23 protein-coding genes are annotated in these 24,060 nt (G+C 59.1%); 8 read left to right on the forward strand and 15 right to left on the reverse strand.

Going from position 1 to position 24,060, the window contains the following annotated elements; genetic code table 11:
- Nucleotides 1-12: 12 nt before the first annotated feature.
- Entirely contained in the window at nt 13-1,527 is a 1,515-nt protein-coding gene (locus tag EH55_RS06800; RefSeq protein ID WP_037976260.1) for a DUF1538 domain-containing protein, read from the reverse strand.
- A gap of 568 nt (nt 1,528-2,095) precedes the next feature.
- Between EH55_RS06800 and EH55_RS06805 the strand changes: the two genes are divergently transcribed.
- The 6 genes from EH55_RS06805 to EH55_RS14425 all read left to right on the forward strand — a co-directional run bounded on the left by EH55_RS06805 (nt 2,096) and on the right by EH55_RS14425 (nt 8,057).
- Nucleotides 2,096-2,359, forward strand: coding sequence for a helix-turn-helix domain-containing protein (locus EH55_RS06805; protein ID WP_070113564.1), 264 nt, complete (start codon nt 2,096-2,098; stop codon nt 2,357-2,359).
- 97 nt (nt 2,360-2,456) lie between these two features.
- Nucleotides 2,457-3,476 (forward strand): hypothetical protein, encoded by a 1,020-nt coding sequence (locus EH55_RS06810; RefSeq protein WP_037976019.1) that lies wholly within the window; start codon nt 2,457-2,459, stop codon nt 3,474-3,476.
- Nucleotides 3,477-3,498: 22 nt separating this feature from the next.
- Nucleotides 3,499-4,410, forward strand: a complete 912-nt coding sequence (locus EH55_RS13475) for an SDR family oxidoreductase (RefSeq protein WP_051682722.1) — start codon at nt 3,499-3,501, stop codon at nt 4,408-4,410.
- 37 nt (nt 4,411-4,447) lie between these two features.
- On the forward strand, nt 4,448-5,251 hold the full coding sequence (locus tag EH55_RS06820; RefSeq protein WP_037976021.1) for an acetoacetate decarboxylase family protein: 804 nt from the start codon (nt 4,448-4,450) through the stop codon (nt 5,249-5,251).
- Between the two features lie 165 nt (nt 5,252-5,416).
- Entirely contained in the window at nt 5,417-6,649 is a 1,233-nt protein-coding gene (locus EH55_RS06825; RefSeq protein WP_037976023.1) for a DUF1015 domain-containing protein, read from the forward strand.
- A gap of 319 nt (nt 6,650-6,968) precedes the next feature.
- On the forward strand, nt 6,969-8,057 hold the full coding sequence (locus tag EH55_RS14425; RefSeq protein ID WP_037976025.1) for a YkvI family membrane protein: 1,089 nt from the start codon (nt 6,969-6,971) through the stop codon (nt 8,055-8,057).
- A 66-nt stretch (nt 8,058-8,123) separates the two neighbouring features.
- On the opposite strand, the gene EH55_RS06835 is transcribed toward EH55_RS14425, so the two are convergent.
- The gene (locus EH55_RS06835; protein ID WP_037976026.1) at nt 8,124-9,020 is read right to left on the reverse strand and encodes a proline iminopeptidase-family hydrolase; all 897 of its coding nucleotides are present in this window, start codon (nt 9,018-9,020) and stop codon (nt 8,124-8,126) included.
- A gap of 115 nt (nt 9,021-9,135) precedes the next feature.
- A complete protein-coding gene (locus tag EH55_RS06840; RefSeq protein ID WP_037976027.1) occupies nt 9,136-9,609 on the reverse strand; it encodes a QueT transporter family protein in 474 nt (157 codons plus the stop codon).
- A 112-nt stretch (nt 9,610-9,721) separates the two neighbouring features.
- On the opposite strand from EH55_RS06840, the gene EH55_RS06845 reads away from it, so the two are divergent.
- On the forward strand, nt 9,722-10,717 hold the full coding sequence (locus EH55_RS06845) for an NAD(P)H-dependent glycerol-3-phosphate dehydrogenase (RefSeq protein ID WP_037976028.1): 996 nt from the start codon (nt 9,722-9,724) through the stop codon (nt 10,715-10,717).
- 128 nt (nt 10,718-10,845) lie between these two features.
- Here the strand turns inward: EH55_RS06845 and EH55_RS06850 are convergent, their stop codons facing one another.
- A complete protein-coding gene (locus EH55_RS06850; RefSeq protein WP_037976030.1) occupies nt 10,846-11,580 on the reverse strand; it encodes an SIR2 family NAD-dependent protein deacylase in 735 nt (244 codons plus the stop codon).
- Nucleotides 11,581-11,644: 64 nt separating this feature from the next.
- A complete protein-coding gene (larC2, locus tag EH55_RS13840; RefSeq protein WP_051682724.1) occupies nt 11,645-12,151 on the reverse strand; it encodes a nickel pincer cofactor biosynthesis protein LarC2 in 507 nt (168 codons plus the stop codon).
- Nucleotides 12,152-12,260: 109 nt separating this feature from the next.
- Between larC2 and EH55_RS06860 the strand changes: the two genes are divergently transcribed.
- Complete coding sequence (locus tag EH55_RS06860; RefSeq protein ID WP_037976032.1) at nt 12,261-14,036, forward strand: hypothetical protein; 1,776 nt, start codon at nt 12,261-12,263, stop codon at nt 14,034-14,036.
- Between the two features lie 84 nt (nt 14,037-14,120).
- Here the strand turns inward: EH55_RS06860 and EH55_RS06865 are convergent, their stop codons facing one another.
- From EH55_RS06865 to EH55_RS06910, 10 genes are all read right to left on the reverse strand, one after another.
- Complete coding sequence (locus tag EH55_RS06865; protein ID WP_037976034.1) at nt 14,121-14,702, reverse strand: indolepyruvate oxidoreductase subunit beta; 582 nt, start codon at nt 14,700-14,702, stop codon at nt 14,121-14,123.
- Nucleotide 14,703: 1 nt separating this feature from the next.
- Nucleotides 14,704-16,464, reverse strand: a complete 1,761-nt coding sequence (gene iorA / locus EH55_RS06870) for an indolepyruvate ferredoxin oxidoreductase subunit alpha (protein ID WP_037976036.1) — start codon at nt 16,462-16,464, stop codon at nt 14,704-14,706.
- A gap of 127 nt (nt 16,465-16,591) precedes the next feature.
- A complete protein-coding gene (gene pssA, locus EH55_RS06875) occupies nt 16,592-17,335 on the reverse strand; it encodes a CDP-diacylglycerol--serine O-phosphatidyltransferase (protein WP_037976037.1) in 744 nt (247 codons plus the stop codon).
- Complete coding sequence (locus tag EH55_RS06880; protein ID WP_037976039.1) at nt 17,332-17,961, reverse strand: phosphatidylserine decarboxylase; 630 nt, start codon at nt 17,959-17,961, stop codon at nt 17,332-17,334. The genes pssA and EH55_RS06880 overlap by 4 nt, the downstream gene beginning before the upstream one ends.
- 3 nt (nt 17,962-17,964) lie before the next feature.
- Nucleotides 17,965-20,424, reverse strand: coding sequence for a DNA gyrase subunit A (gene gyrA / locus EH55_RS06885; RefSeq protein ID WP_051682725.1), 2,460 nt, complete (start codon nt 20,422-20,424; stop codon nt 17,965-17,967).
- Between the two features lie 121 nt (nt 20,425-20,545).
- Entirely contained in the window at nt 20,546-21,022 is a 477-nt protein-coding gene (locus EH55_RS06890) for an Lrp/AsnC family transcriptional regulator (protein WP_037976041.1), read from the reverse strand.
- Nucleotides 21,023-21,274: 252 nt separating this feature from the next.
- The gene (locus tag EH55_RS06895; protein ID WP_037976043.1) at nt 21,275-21,961 is read right to left on the reverse strand and encodes an ABC transporter ATP-binding protein; all 687 of its coding nucleotides are present in this window, start codon (nt 21,959-21,961) and stop codon (nt 21,275-21,277) included.
- Between the two features lies 1 nt (nt 21,962).
- Complete coding sequence (locus EH55_RS06900; RefSeq protein ID WP_037976044.1) at nt 21,963-23,171, reverse strand: ABC transporter permease; 1,209 nt, start codon at nt 23,169-23,171, stop codon at nt 21,963-21,965.
- 1 nt (nt 23,172) lies between these two features.
- Entirely contained in the window at nt 23,173-23,595 is a 423-nt protein-coding gene (locus tag EH55_RS06905) for a DUF4418 family protein (RefSeq protein ID WP_037976046.1), read from the reverse strand.
- The gene (locus tag EH55_RS06910; RefSeq protein ID WP_037976048.1) at nt 23,595-24,014 is read right to left on the reverse strand and encodes an FMN-binding protein; all 420 of its coding nucleotides are present in this window, start codon (nt 24,012-24,014) and stop codon (nt 23,595-23,597) included. Before EH55_RS06910 ends, EH55_RS06905 begins: the two co-directional genes overlap by 1 nt.
- Nucleotides 24,015-24,060 lie beyond the last annotated feature (46 nt).

Below are 24,060 nucleotides of genomic sequence, written 5' to 3' on the forward strand. Positions count from 1 at the left end.
AAGCACGTCCCCTTACAGCTCGATAATCGCGTAGTCGTCGAGGTGCGCAAACGCGTCCCGCGGCGCCGCGACGATCGCCGCTTCCCGCGACTTCAGCTTATAGGCCATGCCGAGGCCCTGTATCGTGATAAGAGGCGTCATGGCGACCATCGCCACAACGCCGAATGCATCGGTGACGATATTGCCTCCGACGGCAAGGCAGGCGCCCATAGCAAACGGCAGAAGGAATGTGGCGGTCATCGGGCCGGAGGCGACGCCGCCCGAGTCAAAGGCGATGGCCGTGAAAATCTTCGGCACGAAAAACGACATTATCATAGCCAGCGCATAGCCGGGAAGCAGCAGCCACAAAATAGGGAGCCCTGTCAGCACGCGCATCATCGCAAGCCCTACGGAGAGCGCCACGCCGACGGAAAGGCTGTTCTGCATGGCCTTTCCGGAAATAGCACCGTTCGTCAGCTCCTCGACCTGCCTCATCAGGACATAGACCGCCGGTTCCGCCCTGATGATGAAAAAGCCTATCGTCATGCCTATCGGAATAATAATCCAGCTGAAATCCAGGACCGCCAGCATCTGGCCGAGCGCCGCTCCCGCCGGCATGAATCCCACATTAGCGCCGGTCAGGAAGAGCACGAGGCCGACATACGTGTAAAGAAGCCCTACGGCTATACGTATCAGCATCTCCGCGCCGAGTCTCAGCCTGACGATCTGGAAGAGTGCAAAAAAGAGCGCTATGGGCACAAGAGACGCCGCCATCTCATGCAGATACTTCGGAAAAGCGCTGAAAAAGAATCCGCCCATCTCCACGGAATGTTCAACTTTCAAAAGCCACGTGCTCGCATAATCTGTATTGTCCGGAGCGTAGATAAGCCCCAAAAGCAACACGGCTAAAATCGGGCCTATCGAACAAAGCGCCACCAGTCCGAAGCTGTCGTCGGCGGCGCGGCGGTCGCTGCGTATAGCTGAAATGCCTATGCCGAAAGCCATAATGAAGGGCACAGTCATAGGGCCCGTCGTGACTCCGCCGGAATCAAAAGCTACGGCCATAAAGCCGCTTGGCGTGAAATACGCCAGCACAAAAACGAGAATATAAAAACCGATAAGCATGATCTGCAAGGGTATGCCGAGAAACATGCGCAAAAGGGCCGCGACGAGGAAAACGCCGACCCCTGCGGCTACGGAGCTGATGAGGATAATGTTCGGTATAGACTGAACCTGATTTGCCAGTACCTGAAGGTCGGGCTCTGAAACCGTGATCATAAAGCCCAGTAAAAAGCCTGCGAACAGCACTATACACAGATTGCGCGTCTTCGTTATGCCTGCGCCCAGACGCTCGCCGATTATCTCCATAGAGAGCTCCGCCCCGAGAGAGAAAAACATCATACCAAAAACAAGCAGCACGCTGCCCAGAAGGAACGCAAGAAGAGTCTCGAGCGTCATCGGCACTACGGTCAGAGAGAGCGTCATCACGATGAGAATAGTAGGCAAGACCGCGTTCGCAGACTCAGAAAGCTTTTTGCGCAGTTCCATCCAATAATACACCGCTCAGATCCTCTCCGTAATTCATTTCACTATCCCAGCCAAGAGCATAGCACAGAACAGGCCCATGCGCCACGTAAAAAACGCGCGCCGTTCTGCGCGGATATACCTCCGGCGCCTCTCGCCGATTTGTGCGCGTGGGCGAACGGCGGAGCTGAATGCTGTTTTGCAGAAATTGATGCAGTCTTTATGACCCAGGAAGCCCGGCTCAGCTTTACGGCCAGGACCCCGCTAAGGCGCCCCGGCAATGGGTTATACGTGGAAAAGCGTGATATAACGTTCCTCATAAATATATAGATTTCATTCTATACTAAATAGATGTTGCGGAGATGAGCATGAATTACCGTACGGTCAAAGAAACAGCTCTGCGCTGGCGGGTATCCGCCAGCTTATGTTTGCAGGCGCCGCATTTAAATTGGGGTAAGACGAGAATAGCAGAAAGCATCTGCTTTCGGCTGTACGCCTTGCAAAGCCATACGGTATTTTGACACCATTTGCCGAGACTGACATATACTACGGTGAAACGCCGGAGTTTCTGCTCGGGAGGGAACGGCTCTCCGTGATGCCGCGCTTTCACACGATGGCGCAGACGATCACCGCCAGCTGGATCTGCGTGCATAATCACTACACAAGCGAAAACCTTACAACCATCCTCTCCCTGCCGGAATACCGGCTCGCCATCCTTTTGGTTTCGGGGTACACTTACAGTAAGATATCTGAGGAGCTGCACCTCTCCTTCGGCCGTGTGAAGAATATGATTTCCGAGCTGTACGGCAAGCTGCATATCGGCGGGCGCAGGGAGCTGAAGGCCCTTCTTTGGTGAGGAAGCATCTTTTTTGAGATCGATTCGGCACTTGCGAGGCATCAGCCGATTCAATAAAATAACGTATAGCAATCGATCCGACGGAAGGAGATGACGGATGAAGAAGAGCCAAAGGCTTCCCTACGTCAATAACGCGCTCGCGGTCGGAATCACCACGCTGATCGCGGCGGTCTCTGTATTTGTTTTTCATCGCCGGGACGTTGTCTCGCTGCATGATATGCTCGTCGACGGCGCCATTTTTGGAATTACGACCATGTTGATCGATACGGCGATAATCTATCCACAGATGAAGAGCAGGTATCAAAAGGGAATTCTTCCCGCAGAGGCGCCGCGTTCCGTCATCCTGAAGCGTATGCCCCGCAATCCGGCGCTTTTCGCGCTGCTCGTGGGCTTATTTTTTGCCGCCCTAATGCCTGCGTTCAACTATATTTTTATGCGGTTTTACGAGCTTGACGCGCTGGCTTTTGCCTCCTTCCTGTTTTGGCGCGTTGTTTACGCTGTGCCGGCGTCGGTTTATATGGCCCGCCTCATCATCTTCCGTTATGTTCAGCCGGGAGCCTTCGCGGGTGAAGTAGCACAGCACGGCGACGCGAAGGTGAGCGCGGTGTTGCCGCGGATCTCGACGCTCAAAGAGCAGTACCGCGCGGCGCTTTCAGATTTTGGCATGAACATGGTCCTGGGGGTTATTTTAGGCGGCGCCCGCGTCGGCATGGATTTGGGGCTGCAAGCCGACGAGAGCAAGTGGCTCTTCATTTTTCCGGCTTATCGCTCCGGCCTGCCTCTATCCTCGCTGATTTACGCGGTCATTGTCTTCTTTATGATGGCGGTGCCGGTTGCGCAAAACATCCTTCGGTTGCGCGAGGGGGGGACCCTCCCACAGGCGGAGAAAGAGAACCGCTTCTTCTCTCATCTGCCGTGGAATCCGTGGCTCTTCAGCGCTGTCTGGTTTGTCCCGATGCTGTTGTGCACCTACGCTTTTCTGTGGGGCATAATGACCGTAATGCGCTTTGAGGTCCTCAACTTTTTCCAGTACTTTGTGCTCAGGCTGATTCTGATCACGCTGCTGTCCAAAGGAATGGCCGCGCTGTCCGCCATTCGATATATACAGCCCATATAAAATACAACAGGAGGAGAGGAAAATGTCTGATATGTTTGAAGGAAAAGTCGCGCTTGTCACTGGCGCCGCATCAGGATTCGGCTTGGGGATATGCAAACGGCTTTTACTTGAAGGCGCCAAAGCGGTGTGGATCACCGACTATATTCAGCGGGATTTGGATTTGGCCGCGCGCGAACTGGAAGCGGAATATCCCGGCAGGGTGTTTTCCATGCTGGTGGACGTAGGCGAAAAAGGCGCCATAGAGAAAGCTATCGAAAATGCCGCTGCTGACAGCGGCAGGCTGGACTTCCTTTTTAATAACGCCGGCAGGCCGATGACGAAGCCGGCTCTGGATATCGAACCGGAGGATTTCCGAAGGCTTATCGATGTGAACTATGTCGGCGTGGTAATGGGAACGCTTGCCGCGCTTAAGGTAATGGAAGGGCAGGGCGGCGGATACGTCGTCAACGCCGCTTCGCTCGCCGGACTTGTCCCCGCTCCCTTCCAGTGCGCCTACGCCTCCACGAAGGCGGCCGTGATCGCCTTTACCAGGAGCCTCGCGTACGAGTATGCGGATACGGACATTCATTTCTCCCAGTATGCTCCGGCGAATGTCGCCACCAGCATCTTCTCGGCGGAATACTCTGAGTCGCTGAGGAAAAAGGGTCTCTCCGAAGAGGAGATCGCCGAGAAGATAAAGGACGTCAAGCCTCCGAAGGGCGCTGTGCCTCTTGAGAAAGCTCTGGACATTCTTTTTGAGGGAATCGAAAATTATCGGACGGATATCCCCGTGGGAGATGACGCGCTGTTCTTGGACGAAATGTTTTGCAAGGACCGGAAAGCCTTTGAAAAAACCGTGCTGGAGCTCGGAGCCAAGAGAAGGGCGTTTTATCGGACAGTCAGGGAACTTGAGTCCCGCGGAGAATCCGCGGCGGGTGTCCCCTTTCCGGGCTGATCGCTTGGGGTATGGAAATGGAAGAGGAGATTTCTTTATGAGAGGTCAATTTAGATTCAAGGATGGTTATACCTATCGCATGCCGGCAGTATTCAGGAATTATCCTTTTAAGCGGGATGTGCGGGTGGTTTACGACGATTGTCGTATGATCTGCGTCGAGCAGCGGACGGAAGAAGAAGCGCTGGCTCAATATATACCGGAGGATTTTGAAATCGCCGCGCCGGTCGTCAACTGGTCGTATACGAACTGCCGCGGGGTAGACTTCATGATGGGCGGCGAGTACCGGATCATGCAGGCGTCGGCGCCCGTCAGGTACTGCGGCGGAAAAGAGAGCATTGACGGCTGTTATCCGCTGGTTATTTTCGAAAACAACGCCGTGCCGGTGCTGGGCGGCAGGGAAGAGGACGGCATGCCTAAGGTCGTCTGCGATATTTCGTTGGACAGGCACTTCGAAAACCACTGGTTCGCCGCGCTCTCATCCGATTGTGAAACGATTATGCGGATGAATTTCCGTCAGGAAGCCGAAATGGCCCCGTCGGCTGTAGAAGCTTACAACAAAGGCGCCAAGATGGCGGCTTTTGGTAATCGCTGCCTCCCCTCCGTGGATCGCGCGGGTTGCGATTATCAAGATTATATCCTCTACCCGCAGGAGATCGCGGCGGAACGGATCTTTACGGGGAGGGGCAGCGTCGAAGTGATAGCGCCCGCCGAGTGGTATATACAGCCCTATTTTTCTCAGACGCTTTATGCGCTGAGCGGATTGCCGAACCTTGGGTTTGAAAATGCGCTGCGCATCGAAGGGCGCCTTCGTCTATACGTTTCCGAATCGCGTCCGCTCTGAACCTGCTACGCTCTCTGAGCTCACCGCGGCGTGGGCGGGCGGGGCGCAGGGCCCGCCGATGCGGGCCCTCGCCATGCGCTTCACGCCCTTCTTTCTTTAATAATCCGCCGCGTTATGTTAAAATCCACACTATGCTGAATAACTTGCGACTGGGAGTGGCGGATAATGAGAGCTTGTTTTTCTTCTTCTGATATAATGCTTCCGCGGAAAGCCACGGCTGAGGACGCGTGGGCCGTGGTCGCCTGCGACCAGTATACGAGCCAGCCTGAGTACTGGGAGGACGTCGAGCGCATCGTGGAGGGGAAGCCGTCGACTCTCAATATAATTTTCCCCGAGGTCTGCCTTCCTGAGATAGACGAGCGCATCACCAGGATACGCGCAAACATGGAGGATTATCTGAAAGAAAACATCCTTTCCGAAGCGGTGCACGACGGCTTCGTGCTCGTCGAGAGGACGACGGAATCCGGCACGCGCCTCGGGCTCGTCGGCAAGGTAGACCTTGAGAGCTACGACTTCACGCCGGGCAACGGCGCTCTGATACGCGCGACGGAGGGCACGGTCACGTCGCGCATCCCGCCGCGCGTGCGCATACGCAGCGGCGCGATAATAGAATCTCCGCACGTCATGATGCTGATAGACGACCGCGAGAAAAAGCTCATAGAGCCGCTTTATGAGAAAAGAAGCGGATTTGCGGCGCTCTACGACGCGACGCTGATGAAGGGCGGCGGCAGGGTAAGGGGGTACGCGATAGAGGGCGAAGAGGCGGAGGCTGTGAACGCGCTGCTGCTCGACATGCAGCGCGCTTCCGGGGGCTTCTTCATCTCTGTGGGCGACGGCAACCACTCTCTCGTAACGGCGAAGAGCTGGTGGGACGAGCTGAAAGAACGCCTGAGCCCCGAGGAGAGGGAAGGCCATCCGGCAAGATACGCCCTCGCGGAGCTGGTGAATCTTCACAGCCCGGCGCTCCGCTTCGAGCCGGTGCACCGCGTGCTCTTCGGAGTCGACGCCGGCGCGCTTTACCGCGGCTTTATAGCGTACTGCGGGGGGCTCGGCGTAAAGGCCGTCGGCGGAGACGACCTGACCTTCAAAGGACGCGGCCTGAACGAGAGCTTCTCTCTCGAAGGCGCGAAGGGGCGTCTGCCCGTCGACATACTGCAGGGCTATCTCGACGGCTTCCTCGCTGAGAATGAAAAAGCCTGCGTCGACTATATCCACGGAGAAGAGACCCCGCTTGTGCTCTCGGAAGAAAGAGGCAACTGCGCGATATTCCTCAAGAGCTTAGACAAAAGGGCGCTCTTCCCGGCGATCGCGGCGGGCGGCGTGCTTCCGCGCAAAACCTTCTCGATGGGAGAGGCGCACGAGAAGCGTTACTACATGGAGTGCAGAAAGATTCGATAGCCCGAAGGAATCGTCGTAAGAACATACCGAAGAGGCCGCCGCGCGGCAGGATTCTCGCAGCACGGCGGCCCTTTTTATAACCTATTCCCGGCGCGACGCGCCTTCTTTTTTAGTCAAATGAATAATTATTTTTATATTTCACAAATTGTAACAGGGCATAAACTTATCGACGTTTTTTTGCTCTAAAAATGGCTGTACCAATAAAGTTTTGGATAGAACAGCAAAAATGATTTTTCCCGCTTGCGCTGATGATAAATTTACGATATTGTGCAGCTGTTGAAAAACAATCTCGCCTTACGGAGAAAGGTCTGATATTTTTATGAACGAAAATAAAGTAAGTTGGGGCAACGTTTTGAAATTCGCCGGCGCGTTCATCGCCTACCTTATAGGCGCGGGCTTCGCGACGGGGCAGGAAGTGCTTCAGTACTTCGCCTCATACGGCTATCAGGGGCTTCTCGTCGCCGCCTTCGTGCTTTTGTGCTTCGTCTATGTCGGATACGAGTTCATCGTGACCGGCTACAGCGAGCGCTTTGCCAACACGAACGACATCTACAGGCATTACTGCGGAAAATACATCGGCGGCTTCTATGATTACTTTTCTATCGCGTTTATCTTCATGTCGTATATCGTAATGCTCGGCGGAGCCGGCGCGACCGTCAACCAGTATTATCATCTCTCTCCCGTGATCGGATCGATAGTCATGATGATTCTTTCCGTCGTAACGGTCGTTTGCGGGCTCGGCAGAATCGTCGAGGTCATAGGCTCGATAGGCCCGCTGATCGTCGTGATAGCGATAGGCGTGGGCCTCGGCGGCATCGTCAAGAACCCGGCCGGGATATCCGAAGGCGCCGCGCTCGTCTCCTCGGGCGCGCTTGAAATAACCAAGGTCGGCAGCAACTGGCTGATGTCCGGCACCTCCTACGTAGGCTTTTGCATGCTGTGGCTCGCCGCGTTCCTCGCGGCCATGGGCACGAAGGCGAATAGCAAAGAAGAAGCGGCGCTCGGCACGACCTTCGGAGCGATAGCCTTCGTCGGCGGCGCGGTCGTCCTCATGTTCGGGCTGCTTACCTGCTTCAAAGACCTCTACGCGTCGGACATCCCCTCGCTGATAATTGCGGAAAAGCTTTGGCCGCCGCTCGCGTCGGTCTTCTCGGCGATAATTTTGGCCGGCATCTATACCACGGCTGTGCCGCTCCTCTGGTCCGTGTCGGCGCGCTTCGCGCAGGAAAAGACGACGAAATTCTACGGCCTGACGGCCGCGCTGGCCGCCGTCGCCTGCTTCGTCGCGCTTAAGCTGCCCTTCCGCCAGATCGTCAACGTCATCTACGGGATAAACGGCTACGTCGGCATACTGCTGATACTCTTCATGCTCGCGAAGACCTTCAGGCTGGCGAAGAAAATGAGGTAAATCCATACAAAGGCCGAATGAACGACGACGCGGCGGAAGCTCAAGCGGCTCCGCCGCGCGCTTCGTTCAGAAACATTCGTAGAAGTTTTTCAGCGTCCAATAGAAAATATTGGGCTCTTCGAGATACGAGGTCTGCGACGCGTCTGGGATGACCGCGATGCGCGCCCCCGGTATCAGCGAGCGGTAATATTCGCAGGTGCTCTGGCGCACCTGGTCGAATTCGCCGCAGATCAGCAGCACCGATATCTTTATCTCGTGCAGCCTGTCCGTTATGTCTATGTCCTTAAGATTCCCGCGGCAGGTGAACTCGCTCGGTCCCCACATGTGGCGGTAGACCGCCATGCCGGATGCGGTCTTCGGCTTCAGCGGCGTCGCGAAATGCCCCTCGCGCTTCACGGTCGCGACGCGGTAGCGGAAATTGTCGTTGTATCTTTCGATTATCTCTTTGTACCAGCGCCCGTCGAAGTGATTGTCGCGCTCGCACTGCTCGACCATTTCAAGACAGTCTTTGCCTAATTCCGCGACGCGGCTCTTCGCGTCGTCGATCCACCGCTTCGTGCTGAGGAACGGGCTTATCATCGTGACGGAGATCGCCGGGGATTTCGGCGTGCCGAGAAGGTGCTCCGCCGCGAGATACGCGCCCCACGAACGCCCGATGAGGTGAATCTTCGGCGCCCCTATCGCCGAGATGACGCCGTCGAGCGCTTCGACATAGCGTTCCGGCGTCCACAGCGACTCTTCGCCGGTGTGCGAACTTTCGTCGCAGCCGAGCTGGTTGTAAAGATAAACGGCGTGATCCGCGGCGAGCCTTTCTGCCATCGGACGGAAAGATTCGATATTTCCGCCGGGGCCTCCGTGGATGTAGAGGATGGGTATAGCCGATTTGTTGTTCGCTCCGTAAATGTTGAGGCAGACAAATCCGCCGGGTACGTTGACATACTCCTGCTTCAGGCTGACGGTCATTAGAATCGCCCCTTTCTAGCTTTATCCTTACAAAAATTATAGCATAATATTCCGCTAATATTAAACTAAAATTTTACAATAATAAATTAAATATGAATAAAATAATTTTATAACGCTATTTGACAAGGCCGGAATGTTTCAGGGCGAAAACGAGGGGGACGCCGAGGCAGAAGCATACGGCCGCCTGTCCGGCGCCGATGTAGAATACGGAAAAAACCATCGGGGTCGAAGAGAGGAGCGAGATGTAGCAGCCGACGACGAGCGCGTTTATAACGACGGGGGGAAGGGCCGCCAGCCAGACGTTCGGCATCTTCGCCGTGGCGCGCGCGGCGGCGTAGGTCGCCGCGCTTCCGAAAATTATATCTACCGGACCGTAGCCTCCCATCACATTCGAGATGAAACAGCCGACGAAGAGCCCCGGCGCGGTCTGCGGCAGGCAGAAGGGCAGCAACGCAAGCGCCTCCGATACGCGGAACTGCACGGGGCCGAAAGATACCGGCGCGAACGCGAAAGCGAGCACCGCATAAAGCGCGGCGACCATCGCCGAAAGAGTGACGTCGCGGACGCTGAAAGAAGATATGCTTTTCATGGGTATATATTATACTATTAAAGAAGTGCGCCGCGCGTCCGCGAAGGCTTCTGCGCGCTATAATAAAAAAGCCCGCCGCGGCGGCAAAGAAATCTGACGGGGGGAAGACGATTTGAAGATAACGATCCTGGGGGCCGGCAGCTTCGGAACGGCTTTTGCCGCGCACCTCGCCCTCTTTGGCCACGAAGTGAAGATGTGGACGAGGAACTGCGAGCGCGCGGAATACATAAACAAATTCCACAAAAACAGATCCTGCTTCAGCGAGACGGATCTGCCCCACGCCGTCAGCGCGGCGTCCGACATAGCGGAGGCGCTCGCCTTTTCGCAGCACGTCGTGATGGCGATACCGACGCAGTCGCAGCGGGAGGTCTGCGGAAAAATCGCGCCGCTCGCAAAAGAGGGCGTTCATATGCTGAACCTTGCGAAGGGCATAGAAATATCGACGGGCTCCCTGCTGCACCAGCTCCACAAAGAGCTCTGCCCGCAGATCGTTTACTCAGCGCTGTCCGGCCCGAGCCACGCCGAGGAACTCCTTCTCGACATGCCCACGACGGTCGTCGTCGCGTCGAAGGAGGAGAGCGAAGCGCGCATGTGGCAGAAGATCGTCAGCGCCGGCAGCTTCCGGGTATACGCGGGGACGGACGTTATAGGGCTTGAAGTCGGGGGCGCGACGAAAAACATCTACGCGATAGCGGCCGGCATCTCGAGAGCGCTGAAGCTCGGAGACAACGCGTCGGCCGCGCTCGCCTGCCGCGGCCTCGCGGAGATCATGCGCTTCGGCGCGAAGCTCGGAGCCAATCCCCTCACGCTCTCGGGGCTCGCCGGAGTAGGGGACCTCATAGTCACCTGCTACAGCATCCATTCGCGCAACTTCAGGCTCGGCCTTGGCATCGGAAGCGGCAAAACGCTTAAAGAAGCGTCCGAAGAGCTCGGCCAGGTCGCCGAAGGCGCATACACCGTGCGCGCCGTCGTGGAAAACGCGCAGAAATTCGACGTGGAAATGCCGCTCGCGGAAGCCGTCTACAGAGTCCTCTACAAAAACGAGAGCCCCACGAAGCTGATAAAAGAGCTTTTCGCCAGGCCGCTCAAAGCTGAGATGAGGTTTTGAAATAATAGACTGGGATCGTTCGCTTCGATCATAAAGCCTGAAAAGGAACTTATTGCGCGATAAGGCCGTGCGTTTTTCAGCGCGCGGCCTTATCGTTAGTGTGCCGTATCTGAAATCGCCGGCGGTCCTTACTGCTGTCGCATATATTTTTCGGTATCCGAGAGGAAAGCGCCTATTCCTTCGTGCACCGTTATGTCGGCGATGCCGTCGAGCGGCGTCTCCTCAAGGTTGACGATCGCGAGCTTGGCGCCGTGCATCTTGGCCTGCCTCGGGAAGTAGTTGGCCGGCGAGACGACGAGCGAAGAGCCGAGCACGATGAAGGTCTTGCAGGAGCCGGAAAGCTCGTCCGCCGCTTCGAGCGCCCTCTGCGGCAGCATTTCGCCGAAGAGGACGACGCTCGGGCGCAGATGTCCGCCGCAGTATTTGCACGGCGTTCCGGCGAGGAAGTCCTCATTGCTGCCGGGCTTGCCGCAGCTGTGGCATTTTATCGGCTCGAGGCTCCCGTGCAGCTCCCAAACGTTCACGGAGCCGGCCCGCTGGTGCAGCCGATCGATGTTCTGGGTTATGACGCCCTTGACGCAGCCTTCCTTTTCCCACTTAGCGACTATCTTGTGCCCTATGTTCGGCTTGACCTCGTCAGGCACGTAGAGGCGCGCTTTATAGAATTCGAGAAATTCGTCGTAGTTGCATTCGAGCGCTCCTACCGACGCGAGGCGCGCGGGGTCGGCGTGCGCCCATATGCCGTTCTTCGAGCGGAAGTCCTGAAGTCCCGACTCGGTGCTCAGTCCCGCTCCGCTGAATATCACAACGTCTCCGGCGCGCACGAGGCGCGCGAGCTCTTTGGCTTTTTCTTCGTAGTTCACCTTTATTCCTCCTTCTTTCTCCCGGCGAATCAAGAAATTCCGCGTTCGTCTGCTTTCTTGTTAATTATACTCCGGCCGGCGGCGGGGCCGCGTCGGCGCGCTGAGATTTTTCGTCCTCTTCGGCGCCCTTTCTGATTTCGCCTGTCGGCAGCCCTGTCTCGCGTGAAATTTTTTTTATGTCGTCGAACTCGGGCATCGATTTTATGACGCGCCCTCCGAGAAGGCCCTCTTTGAATCGCACCGGGCCGAAGCGCGTTTCAACGTTTTTTACGCGCCTCTCGAGCGTCGCGCGCTCCACTTCGCGCATGCGCACGCCGAGCGTCGTCGTATGGCGGAGCATGAGCTCCGCCATACGACCTTTCTCTTCGGGGCGCGCGAGCAGAGACAATTTTACTGCGGGGCGATTCTTCTTCATCTGTATATGTTCGAACCAGACGTCGAGCGCGCCTGCGCCGAGAAGGACGTCCATCGCGGCGCTCAGGTCCTCGGCAGTCATATCGTCGATGTTCGCGCACATTTCCAGCGCTTTTTCGGAGGCGCCCGCGCCGTTTTTTCCTTCGAAGCCGCACATTATAAATTCCTCCCGCTTGTTTTCGGCGTTTTCGCCTTTATTGTAGCGCAAAAATGTAATAAAATATGGTCGGTGACAAAATACATTGTCCAAGGGGTGTAACGTAAAAATGAAGAAATTTGCAGCAGTTCTTTCAATATTCGCGGCGGCGTTTCTATTTCTCTGCCCGTCCGCGGACGCGGCGCTGACGCTGAAGGCCGAGTCTCTCGTCTTCAACGGCGCGCAGGAGGATCTGAGGGGGGCTGGAACGGCTGCGACGCCCGACGGCAAGCAGGACGCCGTCTTCACACTCTACCTGACGGGCGCCCAGGCTATTCGCGACATAACTCTGAAGAACGAGACGACCGGCGTGACGTGGAGCGCTTCGAGCCAGTCGAACTTCCTCGCCGTAAAATCATCCAGCGGGGAGCTCGTCAACGCCTCCGGCAGGATGCCGATAACGCCGGTGCTTCTCGCGGGGCAGTTCACGCTTATTTTGAACGACGCGGCGAACGCGATTCCCAAGGATTCGAAATTCACCGCCACGGCCATCCTGATCGATGGAGCGACGACTTCGGCGTCGACGACGGCCGCGGCGGAGAAGAAGGCGCCCGCACCCGAAGAAAAGAAGCCCGCGGGCGCGGCCCCCGCGGGAGGCGCTGCGAAGGATGAGATCGTCCTCTTCGAGAGCCGCAGCGAGTCCGATCTCGACCTCGCCGGCGCTGGCGAGGCGGTCGGCGCCAACTCTCACAGGGACTTCCGCTTCGACGCGGTCATCCGCCTTACAAAGGGCATGCAGGCGAGAGGCGTCAAGATAACGGCCGAGAACGGCGGCGATAGGGCGCAGTGGGATACGGTGCCCGGCAACGGAACGCCGGTCGTCGTGCTCGTCGATCCGGCGAAGACCATCATCAACAAATCCGACGGCAGCGTCGTATTCACGGACGAAATCAGATGCGCGATGCTCGTAGACGACAAGACCGGCATCTTGAGCAGGCAGGGAACGAAGGCGAGGCTCACCATCACGCTTTCCGACGGAAAGATGATGGAGAAGGAGGCGACGGCCGGCAAGAGGATCGTCGCTCGGAACTCCGTTGCCGTCGAATTCAGGGGGACCGGCAGCTACGACTTCGTCGGACAGAACAAAAAACTACAGTCCAACATGAACCCCGACAGCTTTGTCAAGGCCACGGTCAACGCGAAGGGCAGGATCACCGGAGTCCGCGTGACTAACACGAAGAACGGCGCCAGCTGGGACACGGCGCCCGGCAGCGGCAGCCCTCTCGCGGCCATCATCGCTCCGGACAGAAAGAAACTCAACAACTCGGACGGCTCCGTAGCCTTCGATATCGACGGGACGGAGGAGTTCAATGTCGCCTTCGACGAAGCGAAGGATGTCGGCACGGGCCCCTACAAAATCACGATAGTCTTCTCTGACGGCAGGTTGCTGGAAGGCCTGACGGCCGGCAAGGCGGCGGCCGAGCCCGCGACGACGGCGGCCCCGGCGGAGCGCGCGCTGCTCTTCGTTTCAGCGAAGCCCGAGTCCGTTCCAGTCGACCTCGTAGGCAAGAACAAGAACTGCAAGCCCGACGGCACGAAGGATATGTCTCTCATCGTCAGGGCGACCGTCAAAGACGTGATCCGCGCGCTCGTCCTAACCGACGACTCCGGCAAGGGGTGGGATACTATCCCGTCGAACAACGGCAGATGGCTGATCGGCGTGCGCGACGGCGGCAAGCTGCTGAACAGCGCGAAGAACGGCTCGGTCAGGATAGAGACGGCGCCGGGCAAGGAATACCAGCTTCTCGTGCAGAACAACGGCAAGCTGAACCTCGGCTACGGAAAGCTCCTCCTCAGCGTGACGTGGGGCGACGGCTCGGTGACGGAAACGACGCTCAAGTGGTAGGCGGCGCGGAAGCTTAAAGGGTTAAGACGGAAAAGGGCGGGGCGGACTTTCCATCCGTCCCGCCCTTTCATACCGCCGATATTTTTACTGCGACAGGCCGGCGTCGAAGGCTTTTAAATTAAGATCGAGCAGCTTAGCGGGAACCGTTTCCTTTATCACGGACTTCCAGTCCGGCCCTTCGAGTCCCAGCGCCTTGACGAGGGCGCCGAGAAGCACGACGTTCTGCGCCCTTATGTTGCCGAGCTCTTCGGCGAGGCGCGCGGCGTCCACGCATTTTATCTTTTGGACTTTCTCCTTGAGCCTCTCGATGATTCCTTCGGGGTATTCGGCCGCGCCGGTCAGCACCGGCAGCGAGTAGATCTCGAAGTCGTTGACGACGAGGGCGCCGTCCTTTTTGAGGTAGTGCAGCCAGCGCGCCGCTTCGGCCTTTTCGAAGGCGACGAGCACGTCCGCGCAGCCCTCGGGCACGACTGGGGAAGCCACCTTTTCGCCGTAGCGTACGTGCGTGCTTACGCTGCCGCCGCGCTGGCTCATGCCGTGTATCTCCGACATCTTGACGTCGTAGCCCCTGCGGAGCAGCCCCTCGGAGAGAATCTTCGACGCGAGTATCGTTCCCTGCCCGCCGACTCCGACGAGCAGGATGTTTTTCGTTCCGTTGTCTCTCATCTCATTCGCCCTCCCTCAAAATCGCCTTTTTCGGGCATATCTGCATGCAGACGGCGCAGCCGTTGCACGTCGCTCGGTCGATGTAGACGCGCCCGCCGCGGAAGTTGAGCGCGGGGCAGCCGGCCTTCAAACAGAGCTTGCATTTGACGCACTTATCCTCGTCGACCCTGCATTTCATATTCGCGCGGCACTTCATGACTTCCTTTATTAGCGCGCAGGGGCGCGTCGTTATGATTACGAAGGGCTCCGCCGCGTCGTGCCCGGCGCGGATCGCCTCGCGCGTTGCGGTCAAGTCGTAGGGGTCGATCGTACGGATGTTTTCTTCCTTCACGCCGCACGCGGCGCAGAGCGCCCTTAGGTCCACCTGATGCGTCGGCTCACCCATAAGCGTGCGCCCGGTGCCCGGGTTCTCCTGATGTCCGGTCATAGCCGTTATCCTGTTGTCCAATATGTTCACGACGATCGGCGCCTTGTTGACTATCGCGTCGATGAGCCCGGTGATGCCGGAGTGGAAGAAGGTAGAGTCGCCTATCACGGCGAAGACCTTTTCGCCGCGCCCCGCCCTCTCGGCCGCTTTGCTGAAGCCGACGCCCATCGAAACGCTCGCGCCCATGCAGACGACTGAATCGGTTACGGAAAGCGGCGGCACCGTGCCGAGGGTGTAGCAGCCGATGTCCCCCGTCACGACGACGTCCCCGTACTTGCCGAGCTCATAGAAGAAGCCTCTGTGGGTGCAGCCGGCGCAGAGCACGGGCGGGCGCGGCGGCACGTTTATATCAGCTCCGCCGCTGGGCTCCCCCTCTTCGCCGAAGAAGGCGCGCCGCACGCGTTCGGGCGTCAGCTCGTCTATCCACGGCAGCTTCTCGCGCCCAGTGCAGGCTATGCCGAGAGACTTGACGAAGTCCTCAAGGTAGGGCTCGTTTTCTTCGATGACGTAAAGCGTCTTCACCGACGCGGCGAAGGCGCGTATCTTTTTCTCTGGCATAGGCCAGCTGAAGCCGAGCTTGAGGTAAGATGCGCCGTCGCCGAATACCTCCCTGGCGTGGCAATAGGAGACGCCGCTCGTGATGATGCCGATGTCGCCGCTGCCGCGCTCTACTCTGTTGAGAGGCGTCTCTTCGGAGAATTCCTTCATCGCGGCGATCCTCTCCGTCATCACGCCCTTGCGCTTTTTCGCGTTGGCCGGTGCCATGACGTACTTCGCACAATCCTTCGAGTAGGGCCTGACGGCGACCTCCCTGCGCTCCCCTTCCACGACGAGGGTCTTGCTGTGGCATATGCGCGTCGAGACGCGGAAGAGCAGCGGCGTGTCGAAGCGCTCGGAAAGCTCGAAGGCCTCCTTAACGAAGTCAAGGCACTCCTGGCTGTCCGATGGCTCTATCATCGGCAGCTTCGCGTGCGAAGCGTAGAATCTGTTGTCCTGTTCGTTCTGCGAGCTGAAGAGCCCCGGGTCGTCCGCCGTAACGACGACGAGCCCGCCGCCGACGCCGGTGTAGGCGAGAGTGAAGAGCGGGTCCGCCGCGACGTTGAGCCCGACGTGCTTCATCGCGCAGAGCGCGCGGGCGCCTCCCATCGAAGCGCCCGCTGCCACTTCGAGGGCTACCTTTTCGTTCGTCGCCCATTCGGAGTAGACCTCTTTGTATGCCGCCAGATTTTCAAGAATCTCGGTCGACGGCGTCCCGGGGTAGGCGGCCGCGACGTGCAGCCCTGCCTCCCAGGCGCCGCGGGCGATGGCCTCGTTGCCTGTCATAAGTTTTTTCATCGAATTTCCCCTTTGCCTCAAAAAGTGTATATTTTGAATTTCCGTTTCGCGCTGCTATTAAAAAAACCGGCTTTGCAAAACAGCGAAGCCGGTCCTTTCTTTCATTTTGCAGGCTGTGCGCTGCCGCCTATTCTTTTTCCTCCGCGGGGCTTTCTCCGCCCTCGTCGAGCATCACCCATTCGGCCGCGTCAAACCTTACGAGGCCGCTTACTATATAAATCGCGGCGAACGCGAGAAAGGCCTTCTCGCGCATGATGATGAAGCATAAGCATACGAACGCCATAAGGCTGTAAAACTTCACGCGGTTGACGTTCGTTTTTTTCAGCCTTTTGGCGTTGCAGTAAGGCACCGAGCTTACCATCAGAGCGCCGGTGAAGCACATCGCCGCCATGGCGGCAAGCGGCGTCATCGGCAGGCGCGCTATTACGATGGAGACGAGCGCCAGGCCGCCGGCGGGAATCGGGAGCCCCTGGAAGGGGCCCGTCGGAACGTGCGTGACGTTGAAGCGCGCGAGGCGCAGCACGCCGCAGAGCGTGAAGAAGGCCGCGCTCACCGGGCCGAACAATCCGGCCTCGGGGCCTATGTAGGCGTTATATATAAGGAAAGCCGGCGCGACTCCAAAACTTATCGCGTCGGCAAGGCTGTCGAGCTCTTCACCGAACGCGCTGCCGCCGCCCAGGCTGCGAGCGACGCGCCCGTCCATCACGTCGAAAAATACCGCAAAGCAGACCAGTAGCGCCGCGGGGATAAAGCGTTCATGAGCCGTGAGTATCAGCGACGAAACTCCGCAGAAGACGCTGCCGCTCGTTATCATGTTGGGGATTATCGTTCTGAGCGGAATGCCGTTCATCTTCTTTTTCGTATTCTTCATACTTTTCTGTACACTCCTATTATCGTATGTCCGGCAAGGACCCTGTCTCCTATCTTGACATTCGGCGCTATATCCGGCGGAAGGTAAATATCGACCTTCGAGCCAAGCTTAATCATACCATATCTTTCGCCTGTTGACACTACGTCGTTTATTTTCACGCGCGGCGCTATCCTCCGCGCCATGATGCCGGCTATCTGCACGAGGAGGAAGCGCCCGTAACCACTCCTCGCCCCGACGTAGAAGCGTTCGTTTATCTCAGAGGCCTTCGGCGCTATCGCGAACCATTTTTTGCCTGGGATGTACTCCGTGAACTCGACGGTGCCCCTCATAGGGAAGCGGTTGACGTGTACATCGAAGCCGCTCATGAAGATGCCGATCTTCGCCGCGCGCCCAGTGTACGGATGCTCGGCCTCTTCTATCTCGACGACCCTGCCGTCGGCGGGGCTCAGAAAATCGCCGGGCTTCATTTCGCGCTCCGGCTCCCTCTCCGGGTCGCGGAAAAACCAGAGCGCGAAGCAGAGCGGAAAGGCCAGGCAGAGGGATATCCATGGCGATATGAAGGCACCGCCCGCCGTCATGAAGAGCAACGCGGCGATCGTCGGATAGCCGTCACGCGCTACGCCCATTTTTTATCCCTCCGCGCCCTCATCGTCTTTTTTGACGATGCTGATGTCCGCCACCGTGTCGCCGTCGTCCAGCGTGACTATCATATAGCCCGTGGCGGAGCGCGATAGCGAGGAAATTTCCTTCGCGCCGATCCTGACCATGCGTCCCTTGCCGGTGATCACAATTATCTCTTCGTCCTCCTGTACGCCCCACGCTCCGACGAGCGGCCCAGTCTTTTCTGAGAGCTTCATGGCGCGCACGCCGTAGCCCCCTCTGTGGTGCTGCGTGAATTCGTCGTAGGAGGTGCGCTTGCCGATGCCGCCTTCGCTGATGAAGAGCACCTGGCGTCCCTCGGCCACGACGTCGCAGCCGACGACCGCGTCCCCGTCGTCGAGGCGTATGCCACGCATTCCCTGGGCCTGGCGCCCCTGAGGGCGGAACTCTTCTTCATTCACGCGCAGCGTCTGCCCCGTCGCGGTCGTCAAAAGCAGGTCGCAGCCGCCGCTCGTGAAGCGGACGCGCGCTATGTCGTCCCCTTCGGATATTCCGAGCACGCGCCGGCCGGCCCGCGTGAGCCCTTCGAGCTCTTCAACCGGCAGGCGCTTCGCGGTGCCCTGCTTCGTGACGAAGAATACGAACTTCTCGCCGCCCAGGTTGCTGTCCTTTATCGCGACGGCCTTTTCGTCCTTTTCGAGCGTTATTATCGTGCCGACGAGCTTTCCCTTGCCGGTCTTCGGCTCCGGCAGCGAAAAGCCGCGCACGCCGAAAACGCGACCCTTGTTAGTGAATAGGTAGAGGGTCCTGTGCGTCGTCGTCGTCGCGATGATGGCTATCTCGTCCTCGGCCTTCGTGGCGACTCCCTTCACGCCTTTGCCGCCGCGCTGCTGCACGCGGTAATCCTGGAGCGGCATGCGGCGGATGTAGCCGTCGCGCGACAGCGCCACGACGATATCCTCCTCGGGGATCAGGTCCTCGTCCGCGACCTCGCCGACGGCTTCTTCTATGTCCGTGCGGCGCTTGTCCGCGAAGCTCTTCTTCACCTCGATCAGTTCGTCTTTGACTACGGAGTCGAGGATCAGCGGGCTGGAGAGTATGCTGTTGTAGCGTTCGATATCCATCAATAGCTGCGCGAGCTCCGAATCGAGCTTCTCGCGTTCGAGGCCGGTAAGCCTCTGCAAGCGCATGTCGAGGATCGCCTGCGCCTGAATCTCGCTGAAGCCGAGCTCCTCCATCAAAGCGCCGCGGGCCGTCGCCGCGTTGTCGGAGCCTCTGATTATCTGGATGACCCTGTCTATCATGTCCAGCGCGCGCAGCAGCCCTTCGACTATATGGCGGCGCTCCTCGGCCTTGCGCAGGCGGAACTCAGTGCGGCGGCGCACGACGTCGCGGCGGTGGTTCAGGAATATCGCCACGAGCTCCTTGAGCGGCAGCTCCCTCGTCTCGCCGCCGACGATCGCCAGGTTTATCACGCCGAAAGTGCTCTGAAGCTGCGTGCGCGTGTAGAGCTGGCGCAGCACGAGGTTGGGGTCGGAGTCGCGCTGAAGCTCGACTACGATGCGCATGCCCTTCCTGTCGGATTCGTCGCGCAGGTCGGAAATCCCGTCGATCATCCCGCTCTGCGCGCCCTTCGCGATAGTCTCTATCAGGTTGGTCTTGTTGACCATATAGGGAATTTCGGTGATGATTATCGAACGCTTGCCCTTGCGGCCGTCCTCTACGCCGACGCGCCCGCGGATGACGATGCGCCCGCGCCCCGTGCGGTAAGCGTCGATGATCCCTTCGCGTCCGAGTATGATGCCGCCGGTGGGGAAGTCCGGCCCCGGCATGAGGCTCATCAGCTCGCCGAGCTCGACCTCCGGGTTGTCGAGCACGGCGCAGCATACGTCGACCGCTTCGCCGAGGTTGTGCGGCGGCATGTTCGTCGCCATGCCGACCGCGATGCCGGTGCTGCCGTTGACGAGCAGGTTGGGGATGCGCGACGGCAGGACGAGGGGCTCCTGCAGAGATTCGTCGAAGTTCGGGCCCCAGTCCACCGTTTCTTCGTTTATATCGGCGAGCATCTCCTCGCCCATTGCGTGCAGGCGCGCTTCCGTGTAGCGCATCGCCGCGGGCGGGTCTCCGTCTATCGAGCCGAAGTTCCCCTGCCCGTCGACGAGCGGGTAGCGCATGCTGAAATCCTGCGACAGGCGCGCCATCGTGTCGTATATCGCGGCGTCGCCGTGCGGGTGGTACTTGCCCATCGCTTCGCCGACGATGCGCGCCGACTTTTTGAAAGACTGGGTATGGCGCAGGCCGAGTTCGAGCATGGCGTAAAGGACCCGCCTCTGCACGGGCTTCAGGCCGTCGCGCGCATCCGGCAGCGCGCGGCCGACGATGACGCTCATCGCGTAATTTAGATAGCTCTGCTTTATTTCGTCTTCCAGCGGCAGAGGTATGACCTTGTTTACCTCGAACAGGCTGCTCTGCTTTGTGTTGTGATCCATTTATATACCTCCGTGCTGCCTAAGGCCGGAATTTTTTCAACAATAAAGCGGCGATCGACGCCGCTTATTTCCACTCTGTACATTTTACCATAAGAGGGCGCGAGGCGTAACGGGAGAACCTCTACTGCCCCTGCGTCTGCTGCTGACGTATCGGGTCTATCGGACGCGAAGTCACAGGCGACGAGAGGACGATCGCCGTAGTAGTCATGCCGCAGGCCCCCATTTTGCTTATGACCTCTTCTAAATGCCCAACCGACGAGACTATGACCTTAAGGATGACGCCGTCGCTGCCGGTGAGGTGATGGCATTCGAGGACCTCGGGAATCGATTTCGCGAGGTTGTCCGCCTGCGCTAAATATGAGACGGGGATGGCGATGCGGATGTAAGCCATTATCGGATAGCCGACCTGAGCCTGGTCGACGACCGCGCGATAGCCCAAAATGATGCCCGCCTCCTCCATGCGGCGCACGCGCTCGGCGACGGCCGGCGAAGAGAGCCCTACCTTTCTGCCGAGCTCGTTAAAAGAAATCCTGCCGTCCTCCTGAAGAATCTTCAAAATTTCCCTTCCAATGTCATCAAGCAGTTTGCTCCCCAACATAGGCACTCCCCCTCAGATCTGATAAAAAAGGTTTTTAAACAAATCTGCTAATATAATAAGCTATTTTTAACAAAAATGGAATAGGATAGATAAAAAAATTATCAAATAATGAAAAGAAGATGGCGGAAGGGGCCCTGCCCGATCGTCGAGTGGTGGTTTAAATATAAAGGGCGCCGCAAGGCGACCTGCGGCGCGGATGCTCGTTGGTCGAGGCGCGCTTGCCCGCTCGGGGCGCGGCGTTCCGGCGCCGGCTCACAGAGCCAGCCGGTTGCCCTCCGCCAGCCGCCCCTCGCTCATCGTGTAGACCCTTTTGCCGTACTTCAACGCGTCGAGGTCGTGCGAGACGATCAGCAGCGTCGTGCCGTCGGCGTTCAGCTTCGCGAAGGCCTCCATGACGTCGCGTGTCGACCTCACGTCGAGGTCCGAAGTCGGCTCGTCCGCTATGACGATCTGCGGCCGGTTGATCAACGCGCGCGCGATCAGCACGCGGCGCAGCTCGCCGCCTGATAGCTCGCCCGGCCAAGCGTCAGCCAGATCGGCGACGCCGAAGCGGTCGAGCAGCAGCCGGGCGTAGCCCTCACCGTCGCCGTCGTGCGGATAGAGGCAGAAAGGCAGCATCACGTTCTCCAGCACTGTGAGGGCCGGCAGCGCCGACACGCCCTGCGGGATGAAGCCGATACCGTCGTTGCGGATGCGCGAAAGCTCCGCGTCGTCCTTCCCCGTCAGTGACACGCCGCCCAGCTCCGCCACGCCCGAAGTCGGCGGCAGCATCCCGGCCGCTATGTTCAGCAGTGTCGATTTGCCGCTGCCGGAGCGTCCTATGATATTGACGTAGCCGCCGGGCTCGACCTCGAGGCTGGCGTGGTCGACGGCGAAGAAGGGCGCGCCGCCGCGCCTGTACTCTTTGCAGATGTCTTTCAGCTTCAATACGGGCTCCATCTCATGCCTCCCTCATCGCGTCGCTGATGGCGCTTTTCGCCGCGCGCACGGCCGAAAACAGCGCCGCCGACAGTCCCGTCAGCAGCGAGGCCGCCGCCGCGCCGAGCGCGAGGAAAATCAGCGTCGGCCACGCCGGCAGCAGGAAGGGCATACGCAGCGCCTCCGTCACGAAGGGGCCGCCCGCCGCGACCGCGGCGGCGCCGAGCGCCACGCCGAGCGCCGCGCCGTAAAGGCTCACGAGAAACGCCTCCGTCAGCGCCATGCGTATCAGCTTGCCGCGGCTGGCTCCGAGCGCGCGCAGCACGCCCATCTCCCTGCGCCGCTCCGCAAGGCTCATCGCAAAGAGCAGCGCGATCACGACGAGCGCCAGCAGCCAGAGGAAGAACAGGCCGCCGCGCACCATCCACGAGACCGTCTTGAGGCTGGCGGAGATCGAATTGACGAACTTCTTGCTGAAAAGCGCGTAGATGCCGTCGCCGTTGAGGGCGCTGTTCATCTCGCGCGCCGTCTGCACGGAATCTTCGCCGGGCTTCAACTTGATCATTACCGTGGAGATCAGGCTGCCGTCGGCGGCCAGCGGGTGTTTGATGATGCGCTCGGCCTCCTTGGCGAGCATCGCGATCGTCGGACGGTTAAGGAAGACGGCGGCGTCGAAGCCCATGCCGGTCTGCTCCAGCCTGCCGACGACGGTAAGCTCCTTACCGAAAAACTTTATCTTGTCGCCGGGCTCGCCCGTCACGCGGTAGCCGACGATCAGCTCGCCGTCTTTCAATTCGCGGCGCAGCGTCGCGTCGAGCCACGGCTTGACGAGGAAGTCGCTGTCAAAGTCGATGCCCATCAACTGCACCGGATAAGAACAGCAGGAGGCGCTCAGCGTCGCAAGAAAAGTCTGCGGCGACATCCGCTCGATGCCCTCGAAGCGGCTCAGGCGTTCGAGCGTGTCGACCGGAAGGTAAAAATTCGACGGCTTGCCCGAGAGCAGGATGCTGTCGATATGCGGGTCGTAACCGGCGGGCACGATCATCACGTCCGCGCCCAGGCGGTTGGCCATGCTTTCGGCGCCGCTTGAAAGGCTCAGCGTCAGCACGCTTCCAGCGAAGAGCGCGAAGGAAAAGAGCAGCACTACGAAGATAAGGCAGAAGCTTCGCCAGGGGCGCCTCTGTATGCTGCGCTTTGCGACGGCGGCCGCGGTCAGGCGCACGTGCCCCATTTCAGCGCCCGTCCCGGCGAAGGAAGCCCGCGATGAGCCCCAGGACGCCGACGAGCACCGTGCCTGCGACGAGCTTGCCTACGGCGGGCATAGTCACGGTGTTGCAGGCGTGAGAGGCGTCGCCGCAGAGGCCGGCCCTCCAGCCGTCGCCGGAGATCGGGACGACACCGTTGGGCACCAGCCAGCAGAGCAGCGCCGCCGCGGCCGCGACGGCGAAGGCCGGCGCGACGAGCCGCCCGCGCCACGCGCACAGCGCCGCCGCTATGACGACGACGCCCATTGCGGTGATGAAGAGGCCGCTGTACCAGCACTTCATATGTCCGCCGCCGGCCGCCGCCGCGGTACAGACGGGAAACAGAACGAAGGGGGAGAGCGCCAGCGCCGCCCCCAGCAGCGCCGTCAGCGCGGAGAAAGGCCGCCTCATTACTTTGAGGCCTCCGCCAGCGCCTGATGGACCGCCGCCTGGAACTCCCTGAACGTCACGGTGGCGCCGGAAACGGCGTCCATCTTGTCGACGTTTTGCATCTCTATCAGCATTTGCGGATATTTCGCCATTCCCTGCAACGCGTACTGGGCGAGCTGGTAATCGGCGTCGGTACCGCCTCTGCCGTAATTCTCATCCTTCGGATTCCCCAGCTTGTCGACGTTTTCCATGCGGCAGGCGATGATCTTCCCTCCCGAGATGGTGACCGTGACCTTCGTGTCGCCGAAAGCCCCGCCGACCGCCTCTCCGCTGTAGGAGCCGTCCTTGTAGGAGGCGGGGGTGCTGCTCGCTATATAGAGGACAGCCGCGGCGGCTATAGCGATGACGACGACCGCGATGATTATTGAACGGTTTTTCATTATAACACCTTCTTCTAAATATTATAGAAAGCCCCGCCGGCCCTTT

Origin of the sequence: Synergistes jonesii, from assembly GCF_000712295.1 — a bacterium.
Taxonomy (GTDB): domain Bacteria; phylum Synergistota; class Synergistia; order Synergistales; family Synergistaceae; genus Synergistes; species Synergistes jonesii.